The sequence below is a fragment of the Methylobacterium sp. Leaf102 genome (assembly GCF_001422425.1).
Lineage (GTDB): Bacteria > Pseudomonadota > Alphaproteobacteria > Rhizobiales > Beijerinckiaceae > Methylobacterium.
This window is the reverse complement of the sequence record NZ_LMMX01000001.1, coordinates 245,636-268,844: the sequence shown is the minus strand read 5'-3', so window position 1 is coordinate 268,844 and position 23,209 is coordinate 245,636. Positions and strand designations below refer to the sequence as shown.

20 protein-coding genes are annotated in these 23,209 nt (G+C 70.7%); 9 read left to right on the top strand and 11 right to left on the bottom strand.

Annotated elements, in window-relative coordinates; translation table 11 throughout:
* The first annotated feature begins 103 nt into the window (after window positions 1–103).
* The 3 genes from ASF27_RS01185 to ASF27_RS01175 all read left to right on the top strand — a co-directional run bounded on the left by ASF27_RS01185 (window position 104) and on the right by ASF27_RS01175 (window position 3,852).
* Complete coding sequence (locus ASF27_RS01185) at window positions 104–1,645, top strand: D-alanyl-D-alanine carboxypeptidase family protein (RefSeq protein ID WP_056357102.1); 1,542 nt, start codon at window positions 104–106, stop codon at window positions 1,643–1,645.
* Window positions 1,646–1,751: 106 nt separating this feature from the next.
* Window positions 1,752–2,891: a GTP-binding protein gene (locus ASF27_RS01180; protein ID WP_056266120.1), complete on the top strand. Its 1,140-nt coding sequence runs from the start codon at window positions 1,752–1,754 to the stop codon at window positions 2,889–2,891.
* Between the two features lie 121 nt (window positions 2,892–3,012).
* Window positions 3,013–3,852, top strand: a complete 840-nt coding sequence (locus tag ASF27_RS01175; RefSeq protein WP_056357099.1) for a hypothetical protein — start codon at window positions 3,013–3,015, stop codon at window positions 3,850–3,852.
* Window positions 3,853–3,903: 51 nt separating this feature from the next.
* Here the strand turns inward: ASF27_RS01175 and ASF27_RS01170 are convergent, their stop codons facing one another.
* The 5 genes from ASF27_RS01170 to ASF27_RS01150 all read right to left on the bottom strand — a co-directional run bounded on the left by ASF27_RS01170 (window position 3,904) and on the right by ASF27_RS01150 (window position 7,923).
* On the bottom strand, window positions 3,904–4,224 hold the full coding sequence (locus tag ASF27_RS01170; protein ID WP_056172198.1) for an HPr family phosphocarrier protein: 321 nt from the start codon (window positions 4,222–4,224) through the stop codon (window positions 3,904–3,906).
* Between the two features lie 132 nt (window positions 4,225–4,356).
* Window positions 4,357–4,758 (bottom strand): PTS sugar transporter subunit IIA, encoded by a 402-nt coding sequence (locus ASF27_RS01165; RefSeq protein WP_056087142.1) that lies wholly within the window; start codon window positions 4,756–4,758, stop codon window positions 4,357–4,359.
* 125 nt (window positions 4,759–4,883) lie between these two features.
* Window positions 4,884–5,375 carry a hypothetical protein gene (locus ASF27_RS01160; RefSeq protein WP_156467418.1) on the bottom strand — a complete coding sequence of 164 codons (492 nt, stop codon included), beginning with the start codon at window positions 5,373–5,375 and terminating at the stop codon, window positions 4,884–4,886.
* 8 nt (window positions 5,376–5,383) lie between these two features.
* A complete protein-coding gene (locus ASF27_RS01155) occupies window positions 5,384–7,108 on the bottom strand; it encodes a sensor histidine kinase (RefSeq protein ID WP_244472878.1) in 1,725 nt (574 codons plus the stop codon).
* Window positions 7,109–7,212: 104 nt separating this feature from the next.
* A complete protein-coding gene (locus ASF27_RS01150) occupies window positions 7,213–7,923 on the bottom strand; it encodes a response regulator transcription factor (RefSeq protein ID WP_056171906.1) in 711 nt (236 codons plus the stop codon).
* Between the two features lie 296 nt (window positions 7,924–8,219).
* Here ASF27_RS01150 and ASF27_RS01145 point away from each other — a divergent pair, with 296 nt between their 5' ends.
* Window positions 8,220–9,023 carry a DUF2470 domain-containing protein gene (locus tag ASF27_RS01145; RefSeq protein WP_056357096.1) on the top strand — a complete coding sequence of 268 codons (804 nt, stop codon included), beginning with the start codon at window positions 8,220–8,222 and terminating at the stop codon, window positions 9,021–9,023.
* Window positions 9,024–9,108: 85 nt separating this feature from the next.
* On the opposite strand, the gene ASF27_RS01140 is transcribed toward ASF27_RS01145, so the two are convergent.
* The 3 genes from ASF27_RS01140 to ASF27_RS01130 all read right to left on the bottom strand — a co-directional run bounded on the left by ASF27_RS01140 (window position 9,109) and on the right by ASF27_RS01130 (window position 11,574).
* A complete protein-coding gene (locus ASF27_RS01140; protein WP_056266110.1) occupies window positions 9,109–9,363 on the bottom strand; it encodes a hypothetical protein in 255 nt (84 codons plus the stop codon).
* A 154-nt stretch (window positions 9,364–9,517) separates the two neighbouring features.
* Entirely contained in the window at window positions 9,518–10,840 is a 1,323-nt protein-coding gene (locus tag ASF27_RS01135) for an ATP-binding protein (RefSeq protein ID WP_056357093.1), read from the bottom strand.
* The gene (locus ASF27_RS01130; protein WP_056357089.1) at window positions 10,837–11,574 is read right to left on the bottom strand and encodes a response regulator transcription factor; all 738 of its coding nucleotides are present in this window, start codon (window positions 11,572–11,574) and stop codon (window positions 10,837–10,839) included. The genes ASF27_RS01135 and ASF27_RS01130 overlap by 4 nt, the downstream gene beginning before the upstream one ends.
* 324 nt (window positions 11,575–11,898) lie before the next feature.
* Here ASF27_RS01130 and lepA point away from each other — a divergent pair, with 324 nt between their 5' ends.
* Window positions 11,899–13,704 (top strand): translation elongation factor 4, encoded by a 1,806-nt coding sequence (gene lepA / locus ASF27_RS01125; protein ID WP_056357085.1) that lies wholly within the window; start codon window positions 11,899–11,901, stop codon window positions 13,702–13,704.
* A 280-nt stretch (window positions 13,705–13,984) separates the two neighbouring features.
* On the opposite strand, the gene ASF27_RS21975 is transcribed toward lepA, so the two are convergent.
* The 3 genes from ASF27_RS21975 to ASF27_RS21970 all read right to left on the bottom strand — a co-directional run bounded on the left by ASF27_RS21975 (window position 13,985) and on the right by ASF27_RS21970 (window position 15,360).
* Window positions 13,985–14,611 (bottom strand): hypothetical protein, encoded by a 627-nt coding sequence (locus tag ASF27_RS21975; RefSeq protein WP_156467417.1) that lies wholly within the window; start codon window positions 14,609–14,611, stop codon window positions 13,985–13,987.
* Between the two features lie 212 nt (window positions 14,612–14,823).
* Window positions 14,824–15,096: a hypothetical protein gene (locus ASF27_RS01120; protein WP_056171895.1), complete on the bottom strand. Its 273-nt coding sequence runs from the start codon at window positions 15,094–15,096 to the stop codon at window positions 14,824–14,826.
* 102 nt (window positions 15,097–15,198) lie between these two features.
* On the bottom strand, window positions 15,199–15,360 hold the full coding sequence (locus ASF27_RS21970) for a hypothetical protein (protein WP_156398752.1): 162 nt from the start codon (window positions 15,358–15,360) through the stop codon (window positions 15,199–15,201).
* Window positions 15,361–15,492: 132 nt separating this feature from the next.
* Between ASF27_RS21970 and ASF27_RS01115 the strand changes: the two genes are divergently transcribed.
* From ASF27_RS01115 to ASF27_RS01100, 4 genes are all read left to right on the top strand, one after another.
* On the top strand, window positions 15,493–18,549 hold the full coding sequence (locus tag ASF27_RS01115) for an N-6 DNA methylase (protein WP_056357082.1): 3,057 nt from the start codon (window positions 15,493–15,495) through the stop codon (window positions 18,547–18,549).
* A 246-nt stretch (window positions 18,550–18,795) separates the two neighbouring features.
* Window positions 18,796–19,104, top strand: a complete 309-nt coding sequence (locus ASF27_RS01110; RefSeq protein WP_056357814.1) for a hypothetical protein — start codon at window positions 18,796–18,798, stop codon at window positions 19,102–19,104.
* Window positions 19,105–19,516: 412 nt separating this feature from the next.
* Entirely contained in the window at window positions 19,517–20,230 is a 714-nt protein-coding gene (locus ASF27_RS01105) for a hypothetical protein (RefSeq protein WP_156467416.1), read from the top strand.
* A gap of 115 nt (window positions 20,231–20,345) precedes the next feature.
* Window positions 20,346–23,111, top strand: coding sequence for an RICIN domain-containing protein (locus ASF27_RS01100; protein WP_056357076.1), 2,766 nt, complete (start codon window positions 20,346–20,348; stop codon window positions 23,109–23,111).
* The last annotated feature ends 98 nt before the right edge of the window (window positions 23,112–23,209 follow it).

The window sequence follows — 23,209 nt, the reverse complement described above, 5'->3', positions numbered from 1 at the left end:
TCCGAATGGCGGGGACCCTCGCCCGAGCTTTGCCGTTGCCCCCAACATGTCCGCCGGGTTCGATGTCCATCGAGCCGGACTGGACCTTTCCGAGACAGGCCCGATGTCGAACCCGTTGTTGAGGCGTCTCGCCTTTGGTTTCACGGCGTGCGTGGGACTGCTCGGTGCGAGTTCCGCCGGCGCGGTGACCGCGCCGATCCTCGTCGTCGAGGTGGATTCCGGCAAGGTGATCTACGCGCAGGGTGCCACCGACCCGTGGTTTCCCGCCTCCATCACCAAGCTGATGACCGTCTACGTCGCCCTCGACCTCGTGCGCCAGGGCAAGGTCTCGCTGGATTCGCTCCTCACCATCTCGCCCGCCGCCGCCGCCGAGCCGCCCTCGAAGATGGGCTTCCGGCCGGGCACGCAGCTCACCCTCGACAACGCCCTGAAGATCATCATGGTGAAGTCGGCCAACGACGTCGCCTGGGCCATCGGCGAGAATCTCGGCGGCTCCATCGACGGCTTCTCCGCGATGATGAACGAGACCGCCCAGCGCATCGGCATGCGCGAGAGCCGGTGGACCAACCCCAACGGCCTGCCCGACGCCCGGCAATGGACCACGGCCCGCGACATGGCGATCCTCGGTCGCGCGCTCATCCGCGACTTTCCCGACAATCGCGGTCTGTTCTCCATCTCGGCGATCCAGTTCGGCAAGTCGATCATGGCCAACCACAACGGCCTGCTCGGGCGCTACGCCGGGGCCGACGGCATGAAGACCGGCTTCATCTGCGCGGGTGGGTTCAACGTGGTGTCGAGCGCCACCCGCAACGGGCGCCGCCTCATCACCGTGGTCATGGGCCAGCCGAGCGCCCGCGAGCGCGACCTCAAGGCCTCCGACCTGTTCGATTACGGCTTCGGCCAGTCCGCCGGCTGGACGGCCCAGACCCTCGATGCCCTGCCGACCTCCGCCATCGCCGAGCCGCCGGACCTGCGCCCCTACATCTGCGACCGGAAGAAGCCCATGCCGGTGGACGAGGGCCCGGGCGCCATCGCGGGCAACACCGACAGCTCCAACGCCCAGATCCTCGCCGCGGCGGCGCTCCCCGGTTCGGCCCTGGCCCTCGCCACCCTCAACAACGGCGCCATGCGGGGCCGCGCCCTGCCGGCCCGCGCCCCGCTCCAGCCTATTCCCGTGTGGATCGGCCGCAATCCGGCCGAGGGCGCCATCGTCCTCAACGCCCAGGCGGAAGCCGACAAGGCCGAGCGCGCCCAGACGCAGTCCGCCGCCCGCAAGGCCCGCCTCGACACCCTCGCGGCCCGCCGCGAGGCGGCGAAGGAGGCCCGTCAGGCGCAAGCGAAATCGGACCCGAAGCACCCCGATGCCAAGAAGGTCAACGGCAAGACGCCCGAATCGAAGAAGGCCTTGGCGCGCGGCAAGTCCACCGTCCCGTCGACGGCGAGCGCCTACGCCCCCGTCGAGTCGACGCCGATCTTGGAGGGCGCGCCGAAGCTCAAGGTGACCACCCCCGCCGGGAAGACGGCGCCGAAGGGGGGCAAGCCCGAGGCGAAGGTCGAGATCAAGCCGGTCGCCAAGCCAGCGACCAAGCCGGTCGTCAAGCCGAAGCAGGCGGCCCGCCCGGCGAAGGCCGGCGACGACGAGTAACGCCGGGGGCTTCCCCCACGGCTGGGGCCAAGCCCCGGCATCGGAGCGGTCGAGCCTCGGTATCGGGGCGATTGAGCCCCGGCGCGCGCCGGGTTAGGCCATCCCCATGACTGCATCCCCCGCTTCCGTCCTCTCGCCCACCGATCCGCGCGCGCCCGCGCCGATCCCCCTGACAGTTCTCACGGGCTTCCTCGGGGCCGGCAAGACCACCCTGCTCAATCGGATGCTGCGGGATCCCGCGCTCGCCGACACCGTGGTGATCGTCAACGAGTTCGGCGAGATCGGCCTCGACCATCTCCTCATCGAGACGGTGGACGAGGACATGATCCTCCTCGGCGCCGGCTGCCTGTGCTGCACCGTGCGGGGCGACCTCATCGCCACCCTCGAAGACCTGCTGCGCAAGCGCGACAACGGCCGCATCCCGCCGTTCCGCCGCGTGGTCATCGAGACCACGGGCCTCGCCGACCCGGCCCCGATCCTCCACGCCCTGATCTACCATCCCTACCTGGTGATCCGGTACCGCCTGCAGGGCGTCGTCACGGTGGTGGACGCGGTCAACGGCGACGCGACCCTCGACGCGCACCCGGAGGCCGTCCGGCAGGCGGCGGTGGCCGACCGGCTGGTGCTGACCAAGGCGGACCTGGCGGAGGGAGGCACCGACGCCCTCGTCGCCCGCCTGCGTGCCCTCAACCCGGCCGCCCCCATCGACGGCGCCGACGTCGCCCCGGCCGACCTTCTCGGCGGCTTCTTCGGCCTCGCCGGCAAGAGCGCCGATGTGGCCGCGTGGCTCGGGGTGGAGGCCGTGGCGGCGCACCACCACCATGATCACGCGCACGACCACGGGCACGGCCATCGTCATCACGACGTGAACCGGCACGACGCGGCGATCCGGGCCTTCACCCTGACCCACGACGTGCCGGTGCCGCGCGCCCGGTTCGAGATGTTCCTCGACCTCGTGCGCTCGGCCCACGGCCCCAAGCTCCTGCGCCTCAAGGGGCTGGTGGCCCTCTCCGACGCGCCGGACAACCCCGTGGTGGTGCACGGCGTGCAGCACATCGTCCACGCCCCCGTGCACCTCGACGCCTGGCCCGACGACGACCGGCGCTCGCGCCTCGTCCTCATCGTGCGCGACCTCGACCCGGCCTTCGTCACCGGCCTGTGGGACGCCTTCCTCGGCCGCCCGCGCATCGACGCGCCCGACATGACCGCGCTGACCGACAACCCCCTGGCGATCCCGGGCGGCTGAGGCCCCGCGGCCCGATCCGGGGCACATCCGCACGGCATCGATCTTGGAGCGATCGACCAAAGGGCGCCCTGCGGGGTGCCGGTTCGTCCCGAAACGGGACGCCGCGTGGGATCGGTGCGAAATGGTGAAACGGCGCTTCACGGTGATCATGGGCGGGGCGGGCATGGCACCCGAGGCCGGACCCTGGCAGGTCGATCTGTGCCGGCCGGGAGAGGTCGCGCCCGAGGCCGTGGCGGGCTGGCGCGCCCTCCTGACCCGGACGGGCGCGGCGGACCCGGTCTTCTCCGATCCCGATTATCTCCTGACCGCGGCCCGGCACCTTTCCGACGGACGCACGGTGACGGTCGCCCTGGTCTCGGCCGGGGAGGGCGTGCGGCGTACGCTCCATGCCGCGATCCCCCTCACGGTGCCGCATCCGGTCTGGGGCAAGGGGCGGTTCGCCGTCTGGCAGCCGCACGGGCACGCGGGCGCCCCGGCCCTCGACCCCCGGTTCGCCGGGGTGATCCGCGCCGCGTTGGTGGAACGCCTCGGGGCCCTGCGCCGCGGCGCCAGCCTCGACCTCGCTTCCACGGGTCCGACGACCGTCGGTCCGGCCCTTCGGCCGGTGGCGGAGGCCGTGCGGATCCCGGCGCACCACATCCTCGCTGTCGGCGGAGCCGGCGCGTCGGTGCGGGAGCGCATCGCCGAGCCGCACCGCATCCGCGACGCCGTGGAAGAATTCTTGGGCCTCGATGCCGACCATGCGGCGGCGCCGATCATCGGCGACCCGTGCGAGGCGACCCTGGTCCGGGTGGTGACGCGCCTGTTCGCCGAGCGCCGTCAATGCGCCGTCGACCTCACCCACCGGGACGGCCAAGTCGTCGCCGCCAGCCTGATCCTCGGAACCGGCCCGCGGGCGGTGGTCTGGCGGCGCGCGGCCGAGGGCATGGCGGGGCGCGGGCGCCTCGACCGGTCGGCTTGAGGGGGAAGCCACCGCAGGCGCCTACTCGTGAGGACCAAGCGCCGGCGGCGCCTACTCGTCCTCGCCGAACTTGTTCGCCAGGAGGTCGGTGATGGCCTGGAGGCTGGCATCCGCGTCCGGGCCGGAGACCACCACCGCGATGGTGGTGCCCTGGGCGGCGCCGAGGGTGAGCAGGCCCATGATGGAGCGCCCGCCCACGGTCTCGCCCGAGCGGGTGACGGTGACGACGGCGTCGTAGCGCTCGACGGTCTGGACGAACTTCGCGGAGGCTCGGGCGTGCAGGCCGCGCCGATTGACGATGGGCAGCACCCGCAGCAGGCCGCCCTCGGGGACGGGGGGAAGGGCCGCGTCGGAATCCTCGTCGTCGATCATGCGCTTGGTCGCCATTCCCGATCCGCCGCGCCCCGTTGGCCGGCACCGGATCCGTCACGATGGCCTGTAGGCCCTTGTGAAGGCGTTAGGAAGGCAAGCCGATGTTCGAATCGGCCTCGACCCGTGCTCGGCCTACTTGCCCGCCAGGACCCGCGAGGCGACATTGATGTACTTGCGGCCCGCCTCCTGGGCGTGGAGCACCGCGTCGCCGAGGGGTTCGGCGTCGCGCACGCTGGCGAGCTTGATCAGCATGGGCAGGTTGATGCCCGCCACCACCTCGACCTGACCGCCGTTCATACACGACAGGGCGAGGTTCGAGGGCGTGCCGCCGAACATGTCCGTGAGCACGACGACGCCCTTGCCGGAGTTCACCCGGCCGACGGCGGTCATGATGTCGAGCCGCCGCAATTCCATGTCGTCCTCGGGCCCGATCGTGATGGTCTCGATCTGCTTCTGCGGCCCGACCACGTGTTCAAGGGCAGCCTTGAACTCCGTCGCGAGCAGCCCGTGGGTGACGAGCACCATTCCAATCATCGACGCGGATTCCAACGCCCTGTGAGCGGAGCCGCCATCTTGTGCAGCGCAAGGTCGAGCGCAAGGTGATCGCGACGTTTTGTAGGCCCGAACGTCATGATCATGCCACGATGGTGGCCCCCGCGCTACGGTTCGCTTGGCCTCGGCATCCGAAGGATCGCCCCGGGGGCTCCGATCCCGAGCTCCGCCAGGGCGTCGAGGACGAGGCGGGGGCCGAGGCCGGAGCGCAGGTGCCGCCGGTCGAGGACCAGGCGCGGGAGCGCGAGGCCGAGGAGCCGGGCCGGGGCCGCGGGCTCCGGCAGGCGCGGTTGGCGCGCCACGAGGTCGACCACGAGGCGGACCGGGGCCTCCGTCACCGCCACGGCCTGGCACAGGCCGAGGCCCCGCACCTCGATCCCGTCGCCGAGCGCCGGATGCCGCCGGGCCAGGAGGGTGTCGCCGTCGCGGGCGAGCCGGATGCGGTCGTCGCCGATGAGGGCCGCCGGCAGGGTGAGGGCGGCCGCCCGGTCGAGGAGCAGCAGGGCGAGGGTCGATTTGCCCGATCCCGACGCGCCCCGGACGATCACGCCCGCGCCCCGGAGGGCGAGGCCGGTGGCGTGGATCGTCTCCCCGTCCAACGCGCGGCTCAGCGCACCGCCGGCAGGCGCACGATGAAGCGGGCGCCGCGCACCGTCGGCTCGCCGTCCTCGTCCGCCGGGCCGGGGCGGTTCTCGGCCCGGATGGTGCCCCGGTGCGCCTGGACGATCTGGCGCGAAATCGAGAGACCGAGGCCCGAATTCTGGCCGAAGCCCTGCTCGGGCCGGTCGGTGTAGAAGCGCTCGAAGATGCGCTCCAGGGCGTGCTCGGGGATGCCCGGACCCTCGTCCTCCACCACCAGCTCCACGTCGGCCCGGACCCGGCGCAGGGCCACCCGCACCTTGGCGTCGGGGGGCGAGAACGAGCGGGCGTTGTCGAGGAGGTTGTTCACCACCTGACCCAGGCGCGAATCGTGGCCGAAGATCGCGAACGGCGCCTCGACCTCGCCGGGCGGCACGGCGACGTCGAACAGGATCACCGCGTCCTTCGGGCGTCGGCGCTCGTTGGCCACCGAGACCACGGTGGTCATGAGCTTGTGCATGTCGACCTTGCGGGCCTCGGCGCGGGCGAGCTCGGCGTCGAGGCGCGAGGCGTCGGAGATGTCGGAGATCAGCCGGTCGAGGCGCTTCACGTCGTGCTGGATGATCTGGAGCAGGCGCGCCTTGGACTCGTCGGATTTGGCCAGCGGCAGGGTCTCGACGGCGCTGCGCAGCGAGGTCAGGGGGTTCTTCAACTCGTGGGAGACGTCGGCCGCGAAGCTCTCGATGGCGTCGATGCGCCGGTAGAGGGCCTGGGTCATGTCGCGCAAGGCACCCGAGAGGTGGCCGATCTCGTCCGTGCGCCCGGTGAAGTCGGGGATTTCCTCGCGCGACTTGATGCCGAGGCGCACCTTCTCGGCGGCGTCGGCGAGGCGGCGCACCGGCCCCGCGATGGCGCCGGCGAGCAGGATCGACAGGACCAGCATCACGGCCGCCGCCACCAGGAACACCTGAAGCAGGCCGAAGCGCTCCGAGGCGATGACGCGGTCGATGTCGCCCCCTTGCGTCGAGAGCAGCAGGGCGCCGCGCACGGACGTGCCGCGCTGGATCGGCACCGCCACGGACACGATGGTCTCTCCGACCTCGTTGCGGCGCACGATGGTGCCGCGCGAGCCGCCCAGCGCCACCTGCACCTCTTTGAGGCCGTGCCCGCTGGTGGGGCCGACCTCCTCGGCCGGCACCGCGCGTTGCCCGCCGAGGATGCGGGTCTGAACGAAGTCGAACGCCTGTTCCAGGGTGGTGCGCTTGCTCTCGCGCAGGACGGACTCGCCGCGCCCGATCTCGCCCCGCCCGATCTCACCCCTTGCCGACAGGGTGCGGGAATCGAACAGCAGGCCGCCGTCGCCGTCGTAGACCCTGGCGCGGTTGCCCGTCGGGGTGATGAGGCGGCGCAGGAGCGGGGCCACGCGCTCCGGGTTCAGGGAGAAGGCCAGGGGCGAGGGGGCCTCCTCCGCCTCGCCGGCCTGGAGTTCCAGGAGCTTGTCGGGGTCGATGCGGATCGCGCCCGTATCCCCGGAGGCCGAGGCCGAGGCCGCGATGGCGCCGGCGATGATCTCCCCCTGGATCAGCAGGCTCTGCACCCGCGCCTGGATCAGCCCCTGGCGGAACTGGTTGAGGTAGAGGAAGCCGAACAGGAGGGCGAAGAGCCCCACGAGGTTGAGCACGACGATCCGTCGCGTCAGGCTCGACGAGGCCCTCTGGCCGATGGCGTTCCACAGGGCGCGGGGCCACTCCACCAGACGGAGGGGACGGTCTTCGGCTTGATCTGTGGTGGCCACGTCTGTCCGGTTCGGTGGGATTGCGGAAGGGGGGCGGCGAGCCGCCCGGTGCCGGGCCGGTCTCAGCCTTCCTTGAAGCGGTAGCCGACGCCGTAGAGCGTCTCGATCATGTCGAAGCTTGTGTCGGTGACCTTGAACTTCTTGCGCAGGCGCTTGATGTGGCTGTCGATGGTGCGGTCGTCGACGTAGACCTGGTCGTCGTAGGCGGCGTCCATGAGGGCGTTGCGGCTCTTCACGACGCCGGGGCGGTGGGCCAGCGCCTGCAGGATGAGGAATTCGGTGACCGTCAGGGTCACGGGCTCGCCCTTCCACGTGCAGGTGTGGCGCTCCGGGTCCATCATCAGGAGGCCGCGCTCGAGGGAGCGGGCGGCGGCGTCGGCCTCGCGGGCGGCGGCACCGGGGCCGTCCTTCGGGGCGAAGCGGCGCAGGACCGCTTTCACGCGCTCGACGAGGAGGCGCTGCGAGAACGGCTTATGGATGAAGTCGTCGGCGCCCATCTTGAGGCCGAACAATTCGTCGATCTCCTCGTCCTTCGAGGTGAGGAAGATCACCGGAAGGTCGGATTTCTGCCGCAGACGCCTGAGAAGCTCCATCCCGTCCATACGCGGCATCTTGATGTCGAAGATCGCGAGATCGGGCGGGGAATGCTTCAGGCCGTCCAGCGCCGAGGCGCCATCCGTGTAGGTCTGGATGCGGTAGCCCTCGGTCTCCAACGCGATGGAGACGGAGGTGAGGATGTTTCTGTCGTCGTCCACGAGGGCGATGGTGGGCATGCGCGTTCCCTACTGCTCGGATGCGGTCCTCGCGGCCGAAGGTTCGCCCGCATCCCCGCATCCCACCCCGAACACACCGGAGCCGGCGAAAAACGCGCTGGCGGCCGGGCCCCGAGGGGCGAGGCCGCATTCGCGCGGAGAGTCAGGCTGTGTAAAGGCTCCCTTCCGAAAAAGCGAGCCGTGTTGGATTGGCGCTTGACTGAGGCCAACGGGCCGCACTCTCTCCACCTCGCAAACCGGACCGTGCCACCGCTATCATCGCGTGTCTGAACGAGAGCCGAGACGGGGACGAGACCATGGCGGACGCTGGCGAGAAGACCGGGGACAACACGCCCGCGCGGCGTGGGCCGGCGGTGCCGCTGCCGGCCGCGGAGGCGCCGTTCGACGCCATCGGTCTCGCCCGCCACCTGCTGCGCACGATCCGATCGGGGGCCCTCGCCACCCTCGATCCGGAGGACGGCACGCCGTTCGTCTCCCTGGTGACCATCGCCACCGACGTGGACGGCACGCCCCTGATGCTGCTGTCGCGGCTCTCGGCCCACACCCGCAACCTGCTGGCCGATCCGCGCGCCTCCCTGCTGTTCAGCGCCGGCGGCAAGGGCGACCCCCTGGCCCATCCGCGCCTCACGGTGACCGGGCGGGTGGCGCAGACGGCCGAGCCGCGGGCCCGCGCCCGTTTCATCGCCCGGCACCCGAAGGCGAAGCTCTACGCGGATTTCCCCGATTTCGGATTTTTCGCTCTGGAGCCGAAGGCCGGCCACCTCAACGGCGGGTTCGCCAAGGCGGCGGTGCTGACGGCGGGCGAACTGCGCCTCGACCTCACGGGCGCCGACGGCCTGGTGGCGGGCGAGGCCGGCGCCGTCGAGCACATGAACGCCGACCATGCCGACGCCCTGGCGCTCTACGCCACCGGCACCGGCGCCGAGCCCGGGCCCTGGCGCCTCACGGGCCTCGATCCCGAGGGCATGGACCTGCTGACGGGAGACCGGACCGCACGGGTCCTGTTCCCGGCGCCCATCCGTGAGATGGGGGGCCTGCGCAAGATCCTGGTCACCATGGCGGCCGAGGCGCGCGCGGGGGCGGCCCCCAAGACCGAGTGAGCGCGGCTCCGGACCGATTCGCAGGAGCGTAAGTCCGAAGGCATCTGCGCGTCGGGGCTCGCCGCGCAGATGCCGCTCCGGTGGCCTACTTCTTGTCGCGGGTGTGGCCGTGGGCGTGCCCGTCATTGGCGGAATGCACCGGCTTGCCGTCGCGGGTCACCTCGCGGTTCTCGCTAACGTGCGGGTCGTCGCGGTGGGCCGGGCCGCCCGAGACGCTGCCGGTGTTCGGGACGGCCTGCGACGGGTTGGCGGCGTTGCCGTGGCCGTCGATGGCGGAGGCCGGGCCGGCGAGCGCGGCCATGATGGCCAGGGAGAGCAAGCTGAGCGTGGTGCGTGTCATGCCGTTGTCCTCGTGTCTCGCAGCCCCATCGGCCGCGTCGAGGATGGAGATAGCGAGGCTGTTCGACTGCCGGATGCCGGCTTCGTGACGAAGTGTGCCGGACCCGGTCCGTGCGATCCCTTCGCGATGCCCGCGCCCGAGGAGTCCGGCCCGGTCAACCCGCCGGGCGGGGCAGGCGGATGCAAACCCGTAGGCCGCCGCCGGCCCGGTTTTCGAGGTCGATGCTCCCGGCCTCGCCCTCGATCACGCGCCGGGCGATGGTGAGCCCAAGCCCGGTCCCCCCGGTGTTCCGATTCCGGGAGTTCTCCAGGCGGGTGAAGGGCGCGAAGGCGAGGCCGACCGCTTCGGGCGCGATGCCGGGGCCCTCGTCCTCGACCCACAGGACGAGGGTCGCGGCCTCCAGGGCGAGACGAAGGTCGGCCCGACCTCCGTAGCGCACGGCGTTGTCGACGACGTTGTCCAGAGCCCGCCGCAGCGCGACCGGGCGGACGACCGCGAGGGCGCGGCCCGGCCCGTCGTAGCGGACGGCGTGCCCGGCATCCTGTCCCGCATCGGCGATGCTCATCAGGAGGCTGGCGACGTTGGTGACGCGGCGCGCCTCCGGGTCGGCGTCGCCGCGCAGATAGGCCAGGGTCGAGTCGATCATCGCCAGCATGTCGTCGAGGTCGGACGCCATCGCCCGGCGTTCGGCGGCGTCGGCGAGGCCGTCGAGGCGAAGGCGCAAGCGCCCGATCGGCGTGCGCAGGTCGTGGGAGACGGCGGCGAGCGCCTGGGTCCGCTCGGTGAGGAGGCCTTGAATCCGCCCCTGCATGCCGTTGAGGGCGCGCGCGATCGCGCGGGTTTCGTCGGGGCCCGCCTCGGGCACGGCAACCACTTGCCCGTGACCGATCAGCCCGGTCAGGCGCGTCAGCGTGCGAAGCGGACCGGCGATCCCGTGCATCAGGATCACCGCCGCGAGCCCGACGAGGATGGCCATGGCGGTCGCGAGGAACGCCCAGGGATTCCGCAGGGCCAGGCTCGGCGCATGGGCGGACCGGAAGGTCAGCGTCGTTCCGTCCGGCAACACGAGGCTGCCGGCGAGATCGTTCGCGTGCAGCGGGTCGCCGCCCTCCATCGCCAGGGAGAGGCCGGGGCCGAGGCTCGGGTCGAACGCCCGCAGGCGCTCGCTCAGGGCGAAGAGGGCCGGATCGTTCCGCGCCCCGGCCGGCGCGGTGGCTTGTGACCACCCGATCTCGAAATGCAGATTGGACAGGGCCTTCGCCTCGGCGTCCCGCTCGGCGGGCGGCCGTCGCATCACGGCCTCGCGGGCCAGGGCGAGATGCGTGGCGGTCTGGCTCGCGAAGGCCTCGTCCGCCGCCGCCGCGGCCGACTGGCGGTAGAGCAGCACGGCACCGCCATGGACCGCCAGGATGGCCACGAGCAGGACGGCGACCGTCCGGACCTCCAGGCTTCGCGCCAGGACGCGCCAGCGCCTCATGCGCGCGCGACCTGCGCCGCCAGCATGTAACCCGAGCCCCGCACCGTCTTGATCACCGGCACGCCGCCCTCGGGTGGATCGAGCTTTCGCCGGAGCCGGCTGACCAGGGTGTCGACGCTGCGGTCGGACGGCGAGCCGAGGCGGGCACGCGAGAGTTCGAGGATCTGCTCGCGGCCGAGGACGCGCCCGGGATGGTCGAGGAACACCAGGAGGAGGTCGTATTCCGCGCCCGAGAGGTCGACGCCGGCGCCCTCCGGATCGACGAGCGCCCGGCTGCGCAGATCGAGCCGCCAACCCGCGAAGGTGAGGATCTCGCTGGCGCGTGCGGCAGAGGGAGCCGGTGCCAGAACGGAGCGCCGCAGCACGGCCCGGACCCGGGCGAGAAGCTCGGGGCGCCCGAACGGCTTGGCGATGTAGTCGTCGGCGCCGAGTTCCAGGCCCAGGACGCGGTCGGCCTCCTCGCCCCGCGCGCTGACCATGATCACGGGCACCCGAGAGCGGGAGCGCAGCGCGCGCAGGAGATCGAGGCCCGAGGCGCCGGGCAGCATCACGTCCAGGAGAATCAGGTCGACGCCCCCCTCCGGCAGCAGCAGCCACATCTCGGCGCCGCTCCGGCAGCCGGTGACGCGGTAGCCGCTCTCGCGCAGGCAGCGGGTCACCAGCAGGCGCATGCCGTCATCGTCCTCGACGAGGAGGACGTGACCTGCGTCGGGGAGGGAACCGGCGCTGTCCATCGGGATCCTCCTTCGGCCTCGGCTGCGCGGATCGGGAGCGCCCGACGAGACGCCGGGGATGGGCGTGACACCGGGAGCATCGGGAAATCAAGCTCGGCCGCAAGGTCGGGTCGCGCGCGTCCCGTTTGCGGTGGCTCGCCCTCGCGGCAGGGGTGCGAAAGGCCGCGGCCCCCGGCCGCCCGATCCATCGCGGCCGCTCCCCCGCGCTTGGCGCAAGGGGCCCGCACTGCTATCTGCGGCGTTCCAGTTTTCTCAGCCCTTATGACCGTGCGCCGGGTTCGTCCTCAGACGACGCGCCGCGCCGCGCCGGAGATCGCACCCTCGATGACCACGTCCCCCATCGACAACATCCGCAACTTCTCCATCGTGGCGCATATCGACCACGGCAAGTCGACGCTGGCCGACCGGCTGATCCAGACCACCGGCACCGTGGCCCTGCGCGACATGAGCGAGCAGATGCTCGACTCCATGGACATCGAGAAGGAGCGCGGCATCACCATCAAGGCGCAGACCGTGCGCCTCGAATACAAGGCCCAGGACGGCAAGACCTACATCCTCAACCTGATGGACACCCCCGGCCACGTGGATTTCGCGTACGAGGTCTCAAGATCGTTGGCCGCCTGCGAGGGCTCGCTGCTGGTGGTGGACGCGTCCCAGGGCGTCGAGGCGCAGACCCTCGCCAACGTCTACCAGGCGCTGGACGCCAACCACGAGATCGTCCCCGTCCTCAACAAGATCGACCTGCCGGCCGCCGAGCCCGAGCGCATCCGCGCCCAGATCGAGGAGGTGATCGGCATCGACGCCTCCGAGGCGGTGGCGATCTCGGCCAAGAGCGGGCTGAACATCGAGGCGGTGCTGGAGGCGATCGTCACCCGCCTGCCGCCGCCCAAGGGCGACCGCGACGCGCCCCTGAAGGCGCTCCTGGTGGACAGCTGGTACGACGTCTATCTCGGCGTCGTGGTGTTGGTCCGCATCGTCGACGGCGTGCTGAAGAAGGGCATGAACATCCGCATGATGCGGGCCGACGCCGTGCACGGCGTCGACAAGATCGGGGTGTTCCGGCCCAAGATGGCCGATATCGGCGAGCTCGGCCCCGGCGAGGTCGGGTTCTTCACCGGGTCGATCAAGGAGGTCGCAGACACCCGCGTGGGCGACACGCTCACCGAGGACAAGCGCCCCTGCAAGGAGATGCTGGCGGGCTTCAAGGACGTGCAGTCGGTGGTGTTCTGCGGTCTGTTCCCCGTGGACGCCGCCGAGTTCGAGACCCTGCGCAGCGCCATGAGCAAGCTGCGCCTCAACGATGCGTCCTTCTCGTATGAAATGGAGACGAGCGCGGCGCTCGGCTTCGGCTTCCGCTGCGGCTTCCTCGGCCTGCTCCACCTCGAGATCATCCAGGAGCGCCTGGAACGCGAGTTCAACCTCGACCTCATCTCCACGGCGCCCTCCGTGGTCTACCGCCTGCAGATGACGGACGGGTCGATCAAGGAGCTGCACAACCCGGCCGACATGCCGGACGTGATGAAGATCACCGCCATCGAGGAGCCGTGGATCCGCGCCACCATCCTCACGCCCGACGAGCATCTCGGCGGCGTGCTGAAGCTGTGCCAGGACCGGCGCGGCGCCCAGGTCGACCTCAACTACGTCGGCAAGCGCGCCATGGTGGTGTACGATCTGCCGCTCAACGAGGTGGTGTTCGACTTCTACGATCGACTGAAGTCGATCTCGAAGGGCTACGCCTCGTTCGACTACCACATCTCCGACTACCGCGAGGGGGATCTGGTGAAGATGTCGATCCTGGTCAACGCCGAGCCCGTCGACGCCCTCTCGATGCTGGTCCACCGCACCCGCGCCGAGCATCGCGGCCGGGCCATGTGCGAGAAGCTGAAGGACCTCATCCCCCGCCACCTGTTCCAGATCCCGGTCCAGGCGGCGTTGGGGGGCAAGATCATCGCCCGCGAGACCATCAAGGCCCTGTCCAAGGACGTGACGGCCAAGTGCTACGGCGGCGACATCTCGCGCAAGCGCAAGCTCCTCGACAAGCAGAAGGAGGGCAAGAAGAAGATGCGCCAGTTCGGCAAGGTCGAGATTCCGCAGGAGGCGTTCATCGCGGCTTTGAAGATGGACGATTGAAGCTTTCCTCTCCGGTCCGCATCCATCCGGGCTCGTCCACGCTGTAGGCAGGGGCCGCTCTTGCTCTGGCGCAGGTTTCCCCTCCTACCGGAAGCGGATCGGTGTCGGTCGGTGGCGTTGCCATTCCGGGGGGCGCTGAGCGAACCCCAACCCGGAGGGCTGTGCCGGAGGCGTGCAATCCAGCCCCTCTGCCGATATCGAATTTTTGGAAGGTCCGAATGTCCGGTTCCCGTGTTCTGCCTCGTCGCGAAACGCGGACACGACACTCCGAAAGAATTATCTAGAATCGCAATCCCCTGAGAAATTGAAAAGGTGAAGGCGATGGGCAGGGCATCATGTCGCGGTTGCAAGAATCTTCGAATCTGGCTCTGCTGGCTTTCTTAAGTCTAAAACACGAAAGGTGATATTCATTTTTGCTATGACGACTGAGTGATAAGATTAGCTGTATGTGGTCATGTCCCTGAAATTTCGCGGTAAACCCTTCGTGCGTCTTTTCCGGAGTCATGGGGTCTGTTCCGCTCCTGAACATCCCGGTGTTCTTTTCGATCTCGAATGACTTTCCGGCACCGCATTTATGCAACTCGGCCAGGGTGCGGAACGCATCCTCAGTCATGAGGGGGGCTGGGCGCTTCTGCTGCCAAGTCATTCTAAAAAAATGACCATGCGAATCCAAATAGATCTTATAGGCTCCTCTCTCGCTTTCGAATGCCAGTTCGTTGCCTTTGGCATGACAGCTTTTCGGCAGCGGTTCTCCAAGAATTGCGCTGACGTCCTTCGCCTCCATTCCGGGAGTCAATCGGTAGAAATCGAGATCGATGTTTCGAGCCTGGACGGTCACTGGCGCAAGACCAATCATGGCCGTGCTCGACGATATAAACATGATCAAAATGTTGGCCGGTGGCGGCATGATTGAGCTTTGCTCCGATCTCGATGCTTCGTTCACTGAACAGGCGTAGCGCAGTCCTGGTCCCTTGCATTCGCGTCCCCCTCTGCTTCGTGTGCAAGAACGCGATGGCCGTCTGGCGTGGCTGGGGTAGGGCGTCGATCTCGATGAACTTAATGAATATGTCTCGGATGCGGCGTTGAAGGCGCGCCATCACGAGGGTCGTGCGCTGTCCCTTATCCCGTCGTCCCGCCAAGCGCCCGCATCGCCTCGCCCAGCGCCCGCTCCTGATCCCACAATTGCCCCCAAGTTCCCCAGAGAGCATGCGGCTGGGCCAAGGCCGCGTCCGTGGTGGTCCGCACCGAGTCGCGGTGCTGCGTCGCCGCACCCCGGGGGGCGGGGACTTGGCCGACCCCGGCGGCAATCCGGCCGGTGGCCATCTGGTGCGCGCCGCTCACCAGCAGGAGGTCGCTTGCCGTGTCCTGCACCGTCACGATCTCAGCCCGCATCCCGCGACAGGCATTCCGGCGCGCGGGTAGCACCCGGGCGCAGGTGATCGATCCGCCCCGCGATCTCGGCGCCGGCCTGGCTCGCCCGGGTCGACAGGACCTTCATTTCGCCCGCCACCATGCAGAGGCCGCGCCCGGCTTCCCCGCCCGCGCCGCCGCGATGGCGATGGTCAGCCTCACCAGGTCGGTCCGGCCCGCGAGGGTGCGGATGAGGTCGCCGATCCGGCCGATCCCGACGTGGCGCCCCACGAGGTCCGCGAACACCCCGGCCGCCCCGTCGGTGGCTTCGAAAACAACGGTGCATTCGCTGCGATCGGCGCCGCTCTTCCCCGAATGGCCTCTTGGAAAAACAACCTGAGGTAACGATACTGCCCCGTGCCTTCAGCGGGACAGCCGATGCCGATCGACGCAGACATCCTCGCCGCCATCGTGGCGGAACTGACGAGCCGCCCGGGTCACGAGAAGGTTCGGGCCCTCCTGCACCGGCTCCTCACCGATGCGCTCGGCGCTCGCAGCGAGCAGATCGCGTTCGAGCGAAAGATACCTGAGGTCAACGGGCGCGTGGACGCCCTCCTCGGGCGTACGATCATCGAGATCAAGGCGGACCTGCGCCGGGAGCGGCCCGCCGCGGAGGCGCAGCTCGCCCGCTACCTGCCCGAGCGCGAGCGGGCGACGGGCCAGCGCTACGTCGGCCTCGCCACGGACGGCGCCACCTTCACCGCCTACGAGATGCGCGACGGCGTCCTGGTGGCGCTCACCGGCCACGACGTGCGCGTGGCCGAGGCGGCCCGCCTCGTCGCCTGGCTCGAGGGCGTCATCGCCGTGCGCGACTGGCTGCCCGCCGACGCCATCGGCATCACCGGCGAGCTCGGGCGCGAGAGCGCCGCCTTCGCGCGGACCCTCGGCCTCCTCGCCGCGGCCTGGGACGCCCTGGAGCGCCACCCGGAGGCCGTGCTCAAGCGCCAGCTGTGGTCGCGCCACCTCGGGATCGTCTACGGCCGAACCATCGACGACAGCACCCTGTGGCTCCAGCACACCTACCTGGTGATTCTCGCCAAAGCCATCGCGGCCGGCACTATGGGGTCGGGCCGCTACACCCCGGCCGATCTCCTCTCCGGGCGGCAGTTCCGGGAAGCCGGCGTCCACGGCGCCGTCGAGACCGACTTCTTCGGCTGGGTCCTCGACGCGCCGGGGGGCGAGGCCATCGTGGCGGGCCTTGCGGCCCATGCCGCCCGGTTCGATCTCGGCAGCGTCGACGTCGATCTCCTCAAGGTTCTCTACGAATCCCTCATCGATCCCGAGCAGCGCCACGATCTCGGCGAATACTACACACCCGACTGGCTCGCCCGGAAGGTCGTGCGCCGCGCCCTCGACGCGCCGGCGGACCAGAGCTGCCTCGATCCGGCCTGCGGCTCGGGCAGCTTCCTGTTCCACGCCGTGCGCCTCAAGCGCGAGGCCCTGCTGGCCGCGGGCGTCGAGCCCGGCGCCGTGGCGGCACGCTGCTGCGCTTCGGTGACGGGGTTCGACGTCCATCCCGTCGCGGTGATCTTCGCCCGGGTGACCTATCTCCTGGCCCTCGGCGAGGCCCTGCCGGCCCGGTCCGGCGACATCTCGCTCCCGGTCTATCTCGGCGACGCCCTGCAATGGAACGTCACCCGCGACGGCCTGATGCGCGACCTCGTCGTCGAGGTGCCGCGCGATCCCCGCGAGGGCCGCAAGGGGGCGCCGCTCCTGCGCTTTCCCCTCGATCTGTGTGCCGACCCGGCCCTGTTCGACCGGGTGGTCACCGCCCTGCACGCGGCGAGCGAGGCCGGCTGGCGGGTCGAGGCCTTCGTGGCGAGCCTGCCCGGCCTCGGCGTGCCGCCCGGGCAGGTCGAGACCCTGCGGGCGACCTACGTCACCTACGACCGCCTGCGCCGGGCCGGGCGCGACCACGTCTGGGGGTTCGTCGCGCGCAACCTCAGCCGGCCCGTGGCGCTCTCGGACGGCGCGCGGGTGGACGTGGTCATCGGCAACCCGCCCTGGCTGTCCTATCGGTACATGGCCCGGCCGATGCAGTGCCTGTTCCGCGACACCGCCCGGCGCCTCGGTCTCTGGGTCGGGCCCGACGAGGCCCGCCTCGTCACCCAGACCGATCTCTCCGGCCTGTTCTTCGCCCGCGCCGCCGAGCTCTATGCCCGCCGCCCGGCGGGACACCGGGCCGGCGGGCGCGTCGCCATGGTTCTGCCCCTGGCGGCCCTGAGCCGGGGCCAGTTTCGCGCCTTCCGCACCGGGGACTGGACCGGCCTCACCGTCGCCTTCACGGAGGGTTGGGTGCTCGACAACCAGGCGGTCGCGCCGGTCTTCCGAGTCCCCACCTGCGTGCTGTTCGCCGAGGTCACCAACGGCCGGGCCCGGGCGACGCCGGCGCGGGTCACCGCCTTCGCCGGCCGCCTGCCGTCGAAGGATGCGCCCGAGGCCCTGGCCGACCGCCACCTCGTCCTGCGCGACGCACCGGCGCCGGAAGCGGCGAACTTCGCCGCCGTCTCGCCCTACCGCGACCGCTTCCGCCAGGGGGCTTCCCTGGTCCCCCGTGTGCTCTGCCTCGTCGAGCGCGTGCCCGTGGGCCGGCTCGGCGCCAATCCGGGCGCGCCCCTGGTGCGGAGCCGCCGCTCGTCCCTGGAAAAGATGCCCTGGCGCGACCATCCGGGACAGCAGGGCGCCATCGAGGCGCGCTACCTCCGCCGCGTCCACCTCGGGGCGACCATCGCCCCGTTCCGCGCCCTGGACCCGGCCGAGGGCGTGATCCCGGTGGCGGACGGCGTCCTCCTCGATGCGCGTCAGGCGGCCGGAGCGGGCGCGCCGCGCGCCGCCGCCTGGCTGCGCGAGGCCGAAGCGGCATGGACCGGGAAGAGCGCCGGCACCATGACCCTCAAGCAGCAATGGGACCATAACCGAAAGCTCACCGTCCAGTTTCCCATCGCCCCCCTGCGGGTGGTCTTCGCGAAGGCCGGCACCCGCCCGGCGGCCTGCCTCCTCGACGGTGACGAGATCATCGATCACAAGCTCTACTGGGCGGCCGTGGAGAGCCGGGCCGAGGGCCTCTACCTCCTCGCCCTGCTCAACAGCGAGGCGGTGCGTCGGCGGATCGCGCATCTCCAGAGCCGGGGCGAGCAGGGCGCCCGCGATTTCGACAAGCTCATGTTCACCCTGCCGATCCCGCTCTTCGACGCGCGCCTGCCCCTCCACGCCGAACTGGCGCGGTATGCTGAGACCGCCGAGGCCGTGGCCGACGGGGTCGCGCTCGTGCACGACCTTCCGTTCCAGAAGGCCCGCGCCCTGGTGCGGGCGGCCCTCCAGGCGGACGGCATCGCGGCGCGGATCGACGGCGCCGTCGAGACCCTGCTCGGGCCGGTGGTCGGCGGGCTCGTCGTGCCGGTCGAGGCCAGGCTCCCGGAACCGGCCGATGTCTGACCATCGTCCGCTCCCCCGAGCGCGGAGCAGTACGGCCAAGCTTTCGCCGGTGCGACCCTGCGATGGGTGGCCGGTTCGGTGCGTGCGGAACGAGGTTTCCTCACGCATAACGCGATCTTTCACCGAGAAAGACGTTTGCCGGTCGCACAGAACACTGGCAGCGGCAGACTATTTTTTTGGCGTATTGAACGACATTGCGCCGACTGCGTTGCCAATCCAAGACGAACACATTGGATGGAACGCACCATGCGCACGACGACACTCGCCCTCGCCGCCACCCTCGCCCTGTCGCTCACCGGAGCGGCGTTCGCTCAGACCCCGGCCGGCGGCGGAAGCGCCACCGGCAACATGAACAATCCCGGGAGCGTGAAGAGCAACGGAGAGAAGATGAACGAGCGCGCGACGGGCTCGGCCACGGGCGACACCACCGGCACCGTCGGCGGTGCCCCGGGGGCTGCGGGCGGCGCCGGCAACATGGGTGGCGGCACCGGTGCGAGCTCCAACACCGGCGTTGGCCTCGGTGCGGCCGGAAACACCCAGGGCCCGCGCCAGTAACATCGGCGCAGGTTCGGACCGAAGGGCGAAGCGCCGTTCGGTCCGGGCCTTTCTCTAAGAGCGATCGACCGGAAGGGCTGGGGGTTTCCCCGGCCCTTTTCGTTTGGCCGGGGCCGGCTTCGTCCCACCCGTCGTTCGATCCCGTACAGCCCCCGTACAGCCCCCTGATCTGCGTCGGCCTGTACTTGTTGCGTTAGCTATGGGGTGCGCTAGCCACGCGGAAGAGCGTCTTTACATTTGATCAAGCAAGGCGGGGCACGGTTTTTTCATTTCTCTCCGTCAATTAAGAGGAGAACGAGCGACACGTTATTCGGTGCAGGCAACGATGGTTTCGATTTTCCGCACAACTAGAGTTCACACGAACACCGCCGTCGACTGCGCTGACTTGGGCCATGTCTCGCGCACCGCAGGGTTGGGAACATCGACTCGACGGCCGGGCGTCGACTTCGTCGCTGCGCGCGACCAAAGCAGACGGACGCGCGGAGCGGGCGTCCGGAACGCCCGAGTCCTGGCGGCTCGAGTCCTGGCGGCCCTGGCCGCCCTTGCGCTGGCGACGCCGCTCGGCTCCGTTCGCGCCGAGCCCGCGCCCAGCGACCTCGAGACCCTGCTGAACTGGTCCGCCGATCTGCCGCCCCGGGGGACCGCGCGCGACGGCGAGAACCCGCTGCACGACCGAGTGGTGTTCGTGTCCTTCGTCAGCGCCGGCTGCACCATCGGGTGCGTCGTCCGAACCCGCGACTTCGACAAGGCCGCCCGCGCGCTCCCCGAGGCCCTGCGGACCCGCGTCGCCTTCCTGGCCATCGGCACCGATCCGGCCGGCGACGACGCCGGACGCCTGCGCGCCTTCGCGGACGGCCTCGTCGGCCGGGAAACCCCCTTGCGCTTCCGCACGGGCGACGCGGCCGGAACGGCGGCGCTGGCAGCCCGGCTGCACTACCCGGCCGCGTCCCTGCCCGAACCGCCCCCGACGATCCTCGCCTTCGACCGGCGCGGCCGGATCGCCATGACCTACGCGGGGGACAGCGTCGACGGGGACCGCCTCCTGCGCGATGCGGCCCTGCTCGACACCTTCGCGGACGGCATCGGCCGCCCGCCGCGCGTCGCCCCCGACGCCGCCCCCTTCTGATCGGCTCCCGCCCCGGCGCGCCGGGGTCCTGCCCGTTCGGTTCCCCCCGATGCGACACCGGTCCCCGCGACGGGGACCGGCGCCCATCGTCATCCAACCTGCCGAGGAGATCTTCGTGACGACACCGACCCTGGACGCGGTTCGAGACCGGGCCTGCGCCCGCAGGACCTCGCTCCTTTCCGCCACCATCCTGGCGAGCTTCGTGCTGCAACCGGCGCAGGCGGCCCGCTTCGGCGTCGTCGTCAACCCGGTGGCGGACCCGCTCCTCGCCGGCCTGGCGATCCCCGACAACGCACCGACCGCCGGGATGTGGTCGGGCGTGCGCGACTGGCCGATGAACGCGATCCACCTCGGCCTGCTGCCGAGCGGCAAGGTCGTCTCCTTCGGCACCGCCGGCGGCAATCCCGGCGTGCAGGACGGCCGGACCTTCGACATCTGGGACCCCTACCGCGGCCTCGCGCGGGAGAGCCACCTCACCCTGCGGGGGCCGGGCGGCGTCAACAGCTTCTGCGCCACTGATGCCTTCCAGGCCGACGGCTCGCTCCTGATCTCGGGCGGCATCTTCGAGGCCGGCAACGACAAGGGCAGCGCCATCCTCAACATCACGGCCAACACCGTGACGGCCGCCGGGGCGCGGCTCGCCAACGATCGCTACTATTCCACCATGCTGACCCTGCCGAACGGGCAGCAGATCATCATGGGCGGTTCGTACCCGTATCTCGGCGGTTACGCCGATCCGCAGGGGAGCATCGACCGCGGCTGGATGACCGGCATGACCCCGGAGGTCTACGATGGAGGGGCCTGGCGCAGCCTGTTCGGCGCCACGAGCCGCGAGGCGTTCGGCCCCGATTTCGGCCGCTTCTGGTATCCGCGTGCCTGGGTCGCCCCCAACGGGCGGATCTTCGGCATCTCTTCCGAGCGGATGTGGACCCTCGATCCGGCGGGGAACGGGGCCGTCACCACCATGCCGTTCCGCGAAGCGCAGCGGAACGCCGGCACGGCGGCGGATGCGCCGAACGTCGGCCCCTCCTCGACGGCGGTGATGTACGAGCCCGGCAAGATCCTCCAGGTCGGCGGCAACAGCTACGACAACGGCAACGGGTTCCTCGCGAGCAGCCGCGCCTCCCTCATCGATATCAACGGGGCGGCTCCCGTGGCCACCGACGCTGCGCCCATGAGCACCGGGCGCGCCTGGGCCAACGCGACGATCCTGCCCAACGGGATCGTGGCCGTGACGGGCGGCAGCAAGTGGAACGACCGCGGCGGCGGCGACGTGGTTCTGGCCTCCGAGTTCTGGGACCCGAAGACCGGCCGCTGGTCGGTGGGCGCGTCCGGGGCGGTCTATCGCGGATACCACTCCACCGCGATCCTGATGCAGAACGGCGCCCTGCTCATCGCCGGCGGCGGCGCTCCGGGCCCCGTCGACAACCAGAACGCGGAATTCTTCTATCCGCCCTACCTGTTCACCACGGTCGGCGGCCGGGCGGCCCTCGCGCCGCGGCCGCAGATCATCAGCCTGAGCACCAACCGCCTGCAGCACGGCCAGGCGATGCAGTTCGAACTCGCCTCGCCGAACGGGGTCGCGCAGGTGGTGCTGATCGGCCTGAGCCAGGTCACGCACAGCTTCAACACCACGCAGCGCCGCTACCCGGCGAGCTTCACTCAGACCAACGGGACCGTCACCCTGCAGACACCCCCCAACACGGCGATCGCGCCGCCGGGCTACTATCAGCTCGTCGCCATCGACGAGAAGGGCGTGCCCTCGCCGGGCGTGATCGTCGCCCTCGGCGCCGTCGCCGCACCGCCGCAATCCGCGGCACCCATCGTCGGCACCCCGGCGACCGCCGGGGGAACCGGCACGGCCGGCGGCGGCACCACGGCCGGCGGGGGCGGCACGGGGACTGGCACCGGCACCGGCGGCACCGGTGCCAATCCGGGCACCGACACCGGCGGGGGAACCGGGGGCCTCGGCACCGGTGGGGGCGGCCCGCTCAAGGCGGCGAATTCCGGCCTGTGTCTCGCCATCCCGGCCGGTGACGCCAGTGACGGCGCGCCCATCACCCAGCAGCCCTGCTCCGGCAAGGCCGAGCAGACCTGGAAGATCCAGGCCGTCAACGGCGGGTCCGCATTCGTCAACGCCGCCACCGGCAAGTGCCTCGATGCGAGCCTGTCGACACCCCTCGTCAACGGCAGCCGGGTCCACCAGTGGGGTTGCCACGGCGGCACGAACCAGGCGTGGACCCCGCGGGCCCAGGGCGGCGGCAACGCCTACGTCTCGGTGGCGGCCAACCTCTGCCTCGACGTCTTCGGCGCCACCACGCAGGCCGGTGCCGGAACGGTGGTGTGGGCGTGCAACGGCGGCGGCAACCAGACCTTCACCAGTCCCACGACCGCGACGGGCGGCACGACGGGCGGTGGCACGACCGGAGGCGGCACGCCGACCACCGGGACCCAGACCAGCGGCGGTGCCCTGAGGGTCGCCAATTCCGGCCTGTGCCTCGCGGTGCCGGCCGGGGATGTGAGCGACGGCGCCGTCGTCTCGCAGCAGCCCTGCTCCGGCAAGGCCGAGCAGAGCTGGAGGCCGAGAGCCGTCAACGGCGGGTCGGCCCTCGTCAACGCCGCCACCGGCAAGTGTCTCGATGCGAGCCTCGCGACACCCCTCGCCAACGGCAGCCGGGTCTACCAGTGGGGTTGCCACGGCGGTGCGAACCAGACCTGGGCGACGCGGGCACAGGGGAACGGGAGCGCCTACCTGTCGGTCGCGGCGAATCTTTGCCTCGATGTCCTCGGCGCGACGACGCAGGTCGGCGCCACCACGGGCCTGTGGGCCTGCACCGGCGCGGGCAACCAGACCTTCGCCACGACGGCCGTGACCCAGTAACGGGCCGCGCCCGCCTTGCCCCGCCCGCCGGACCCGACGATGGTCCGGCGGGCGGGGTCGGATCATCATCGACAGGGACGCAGTCCACCGGACGGCGT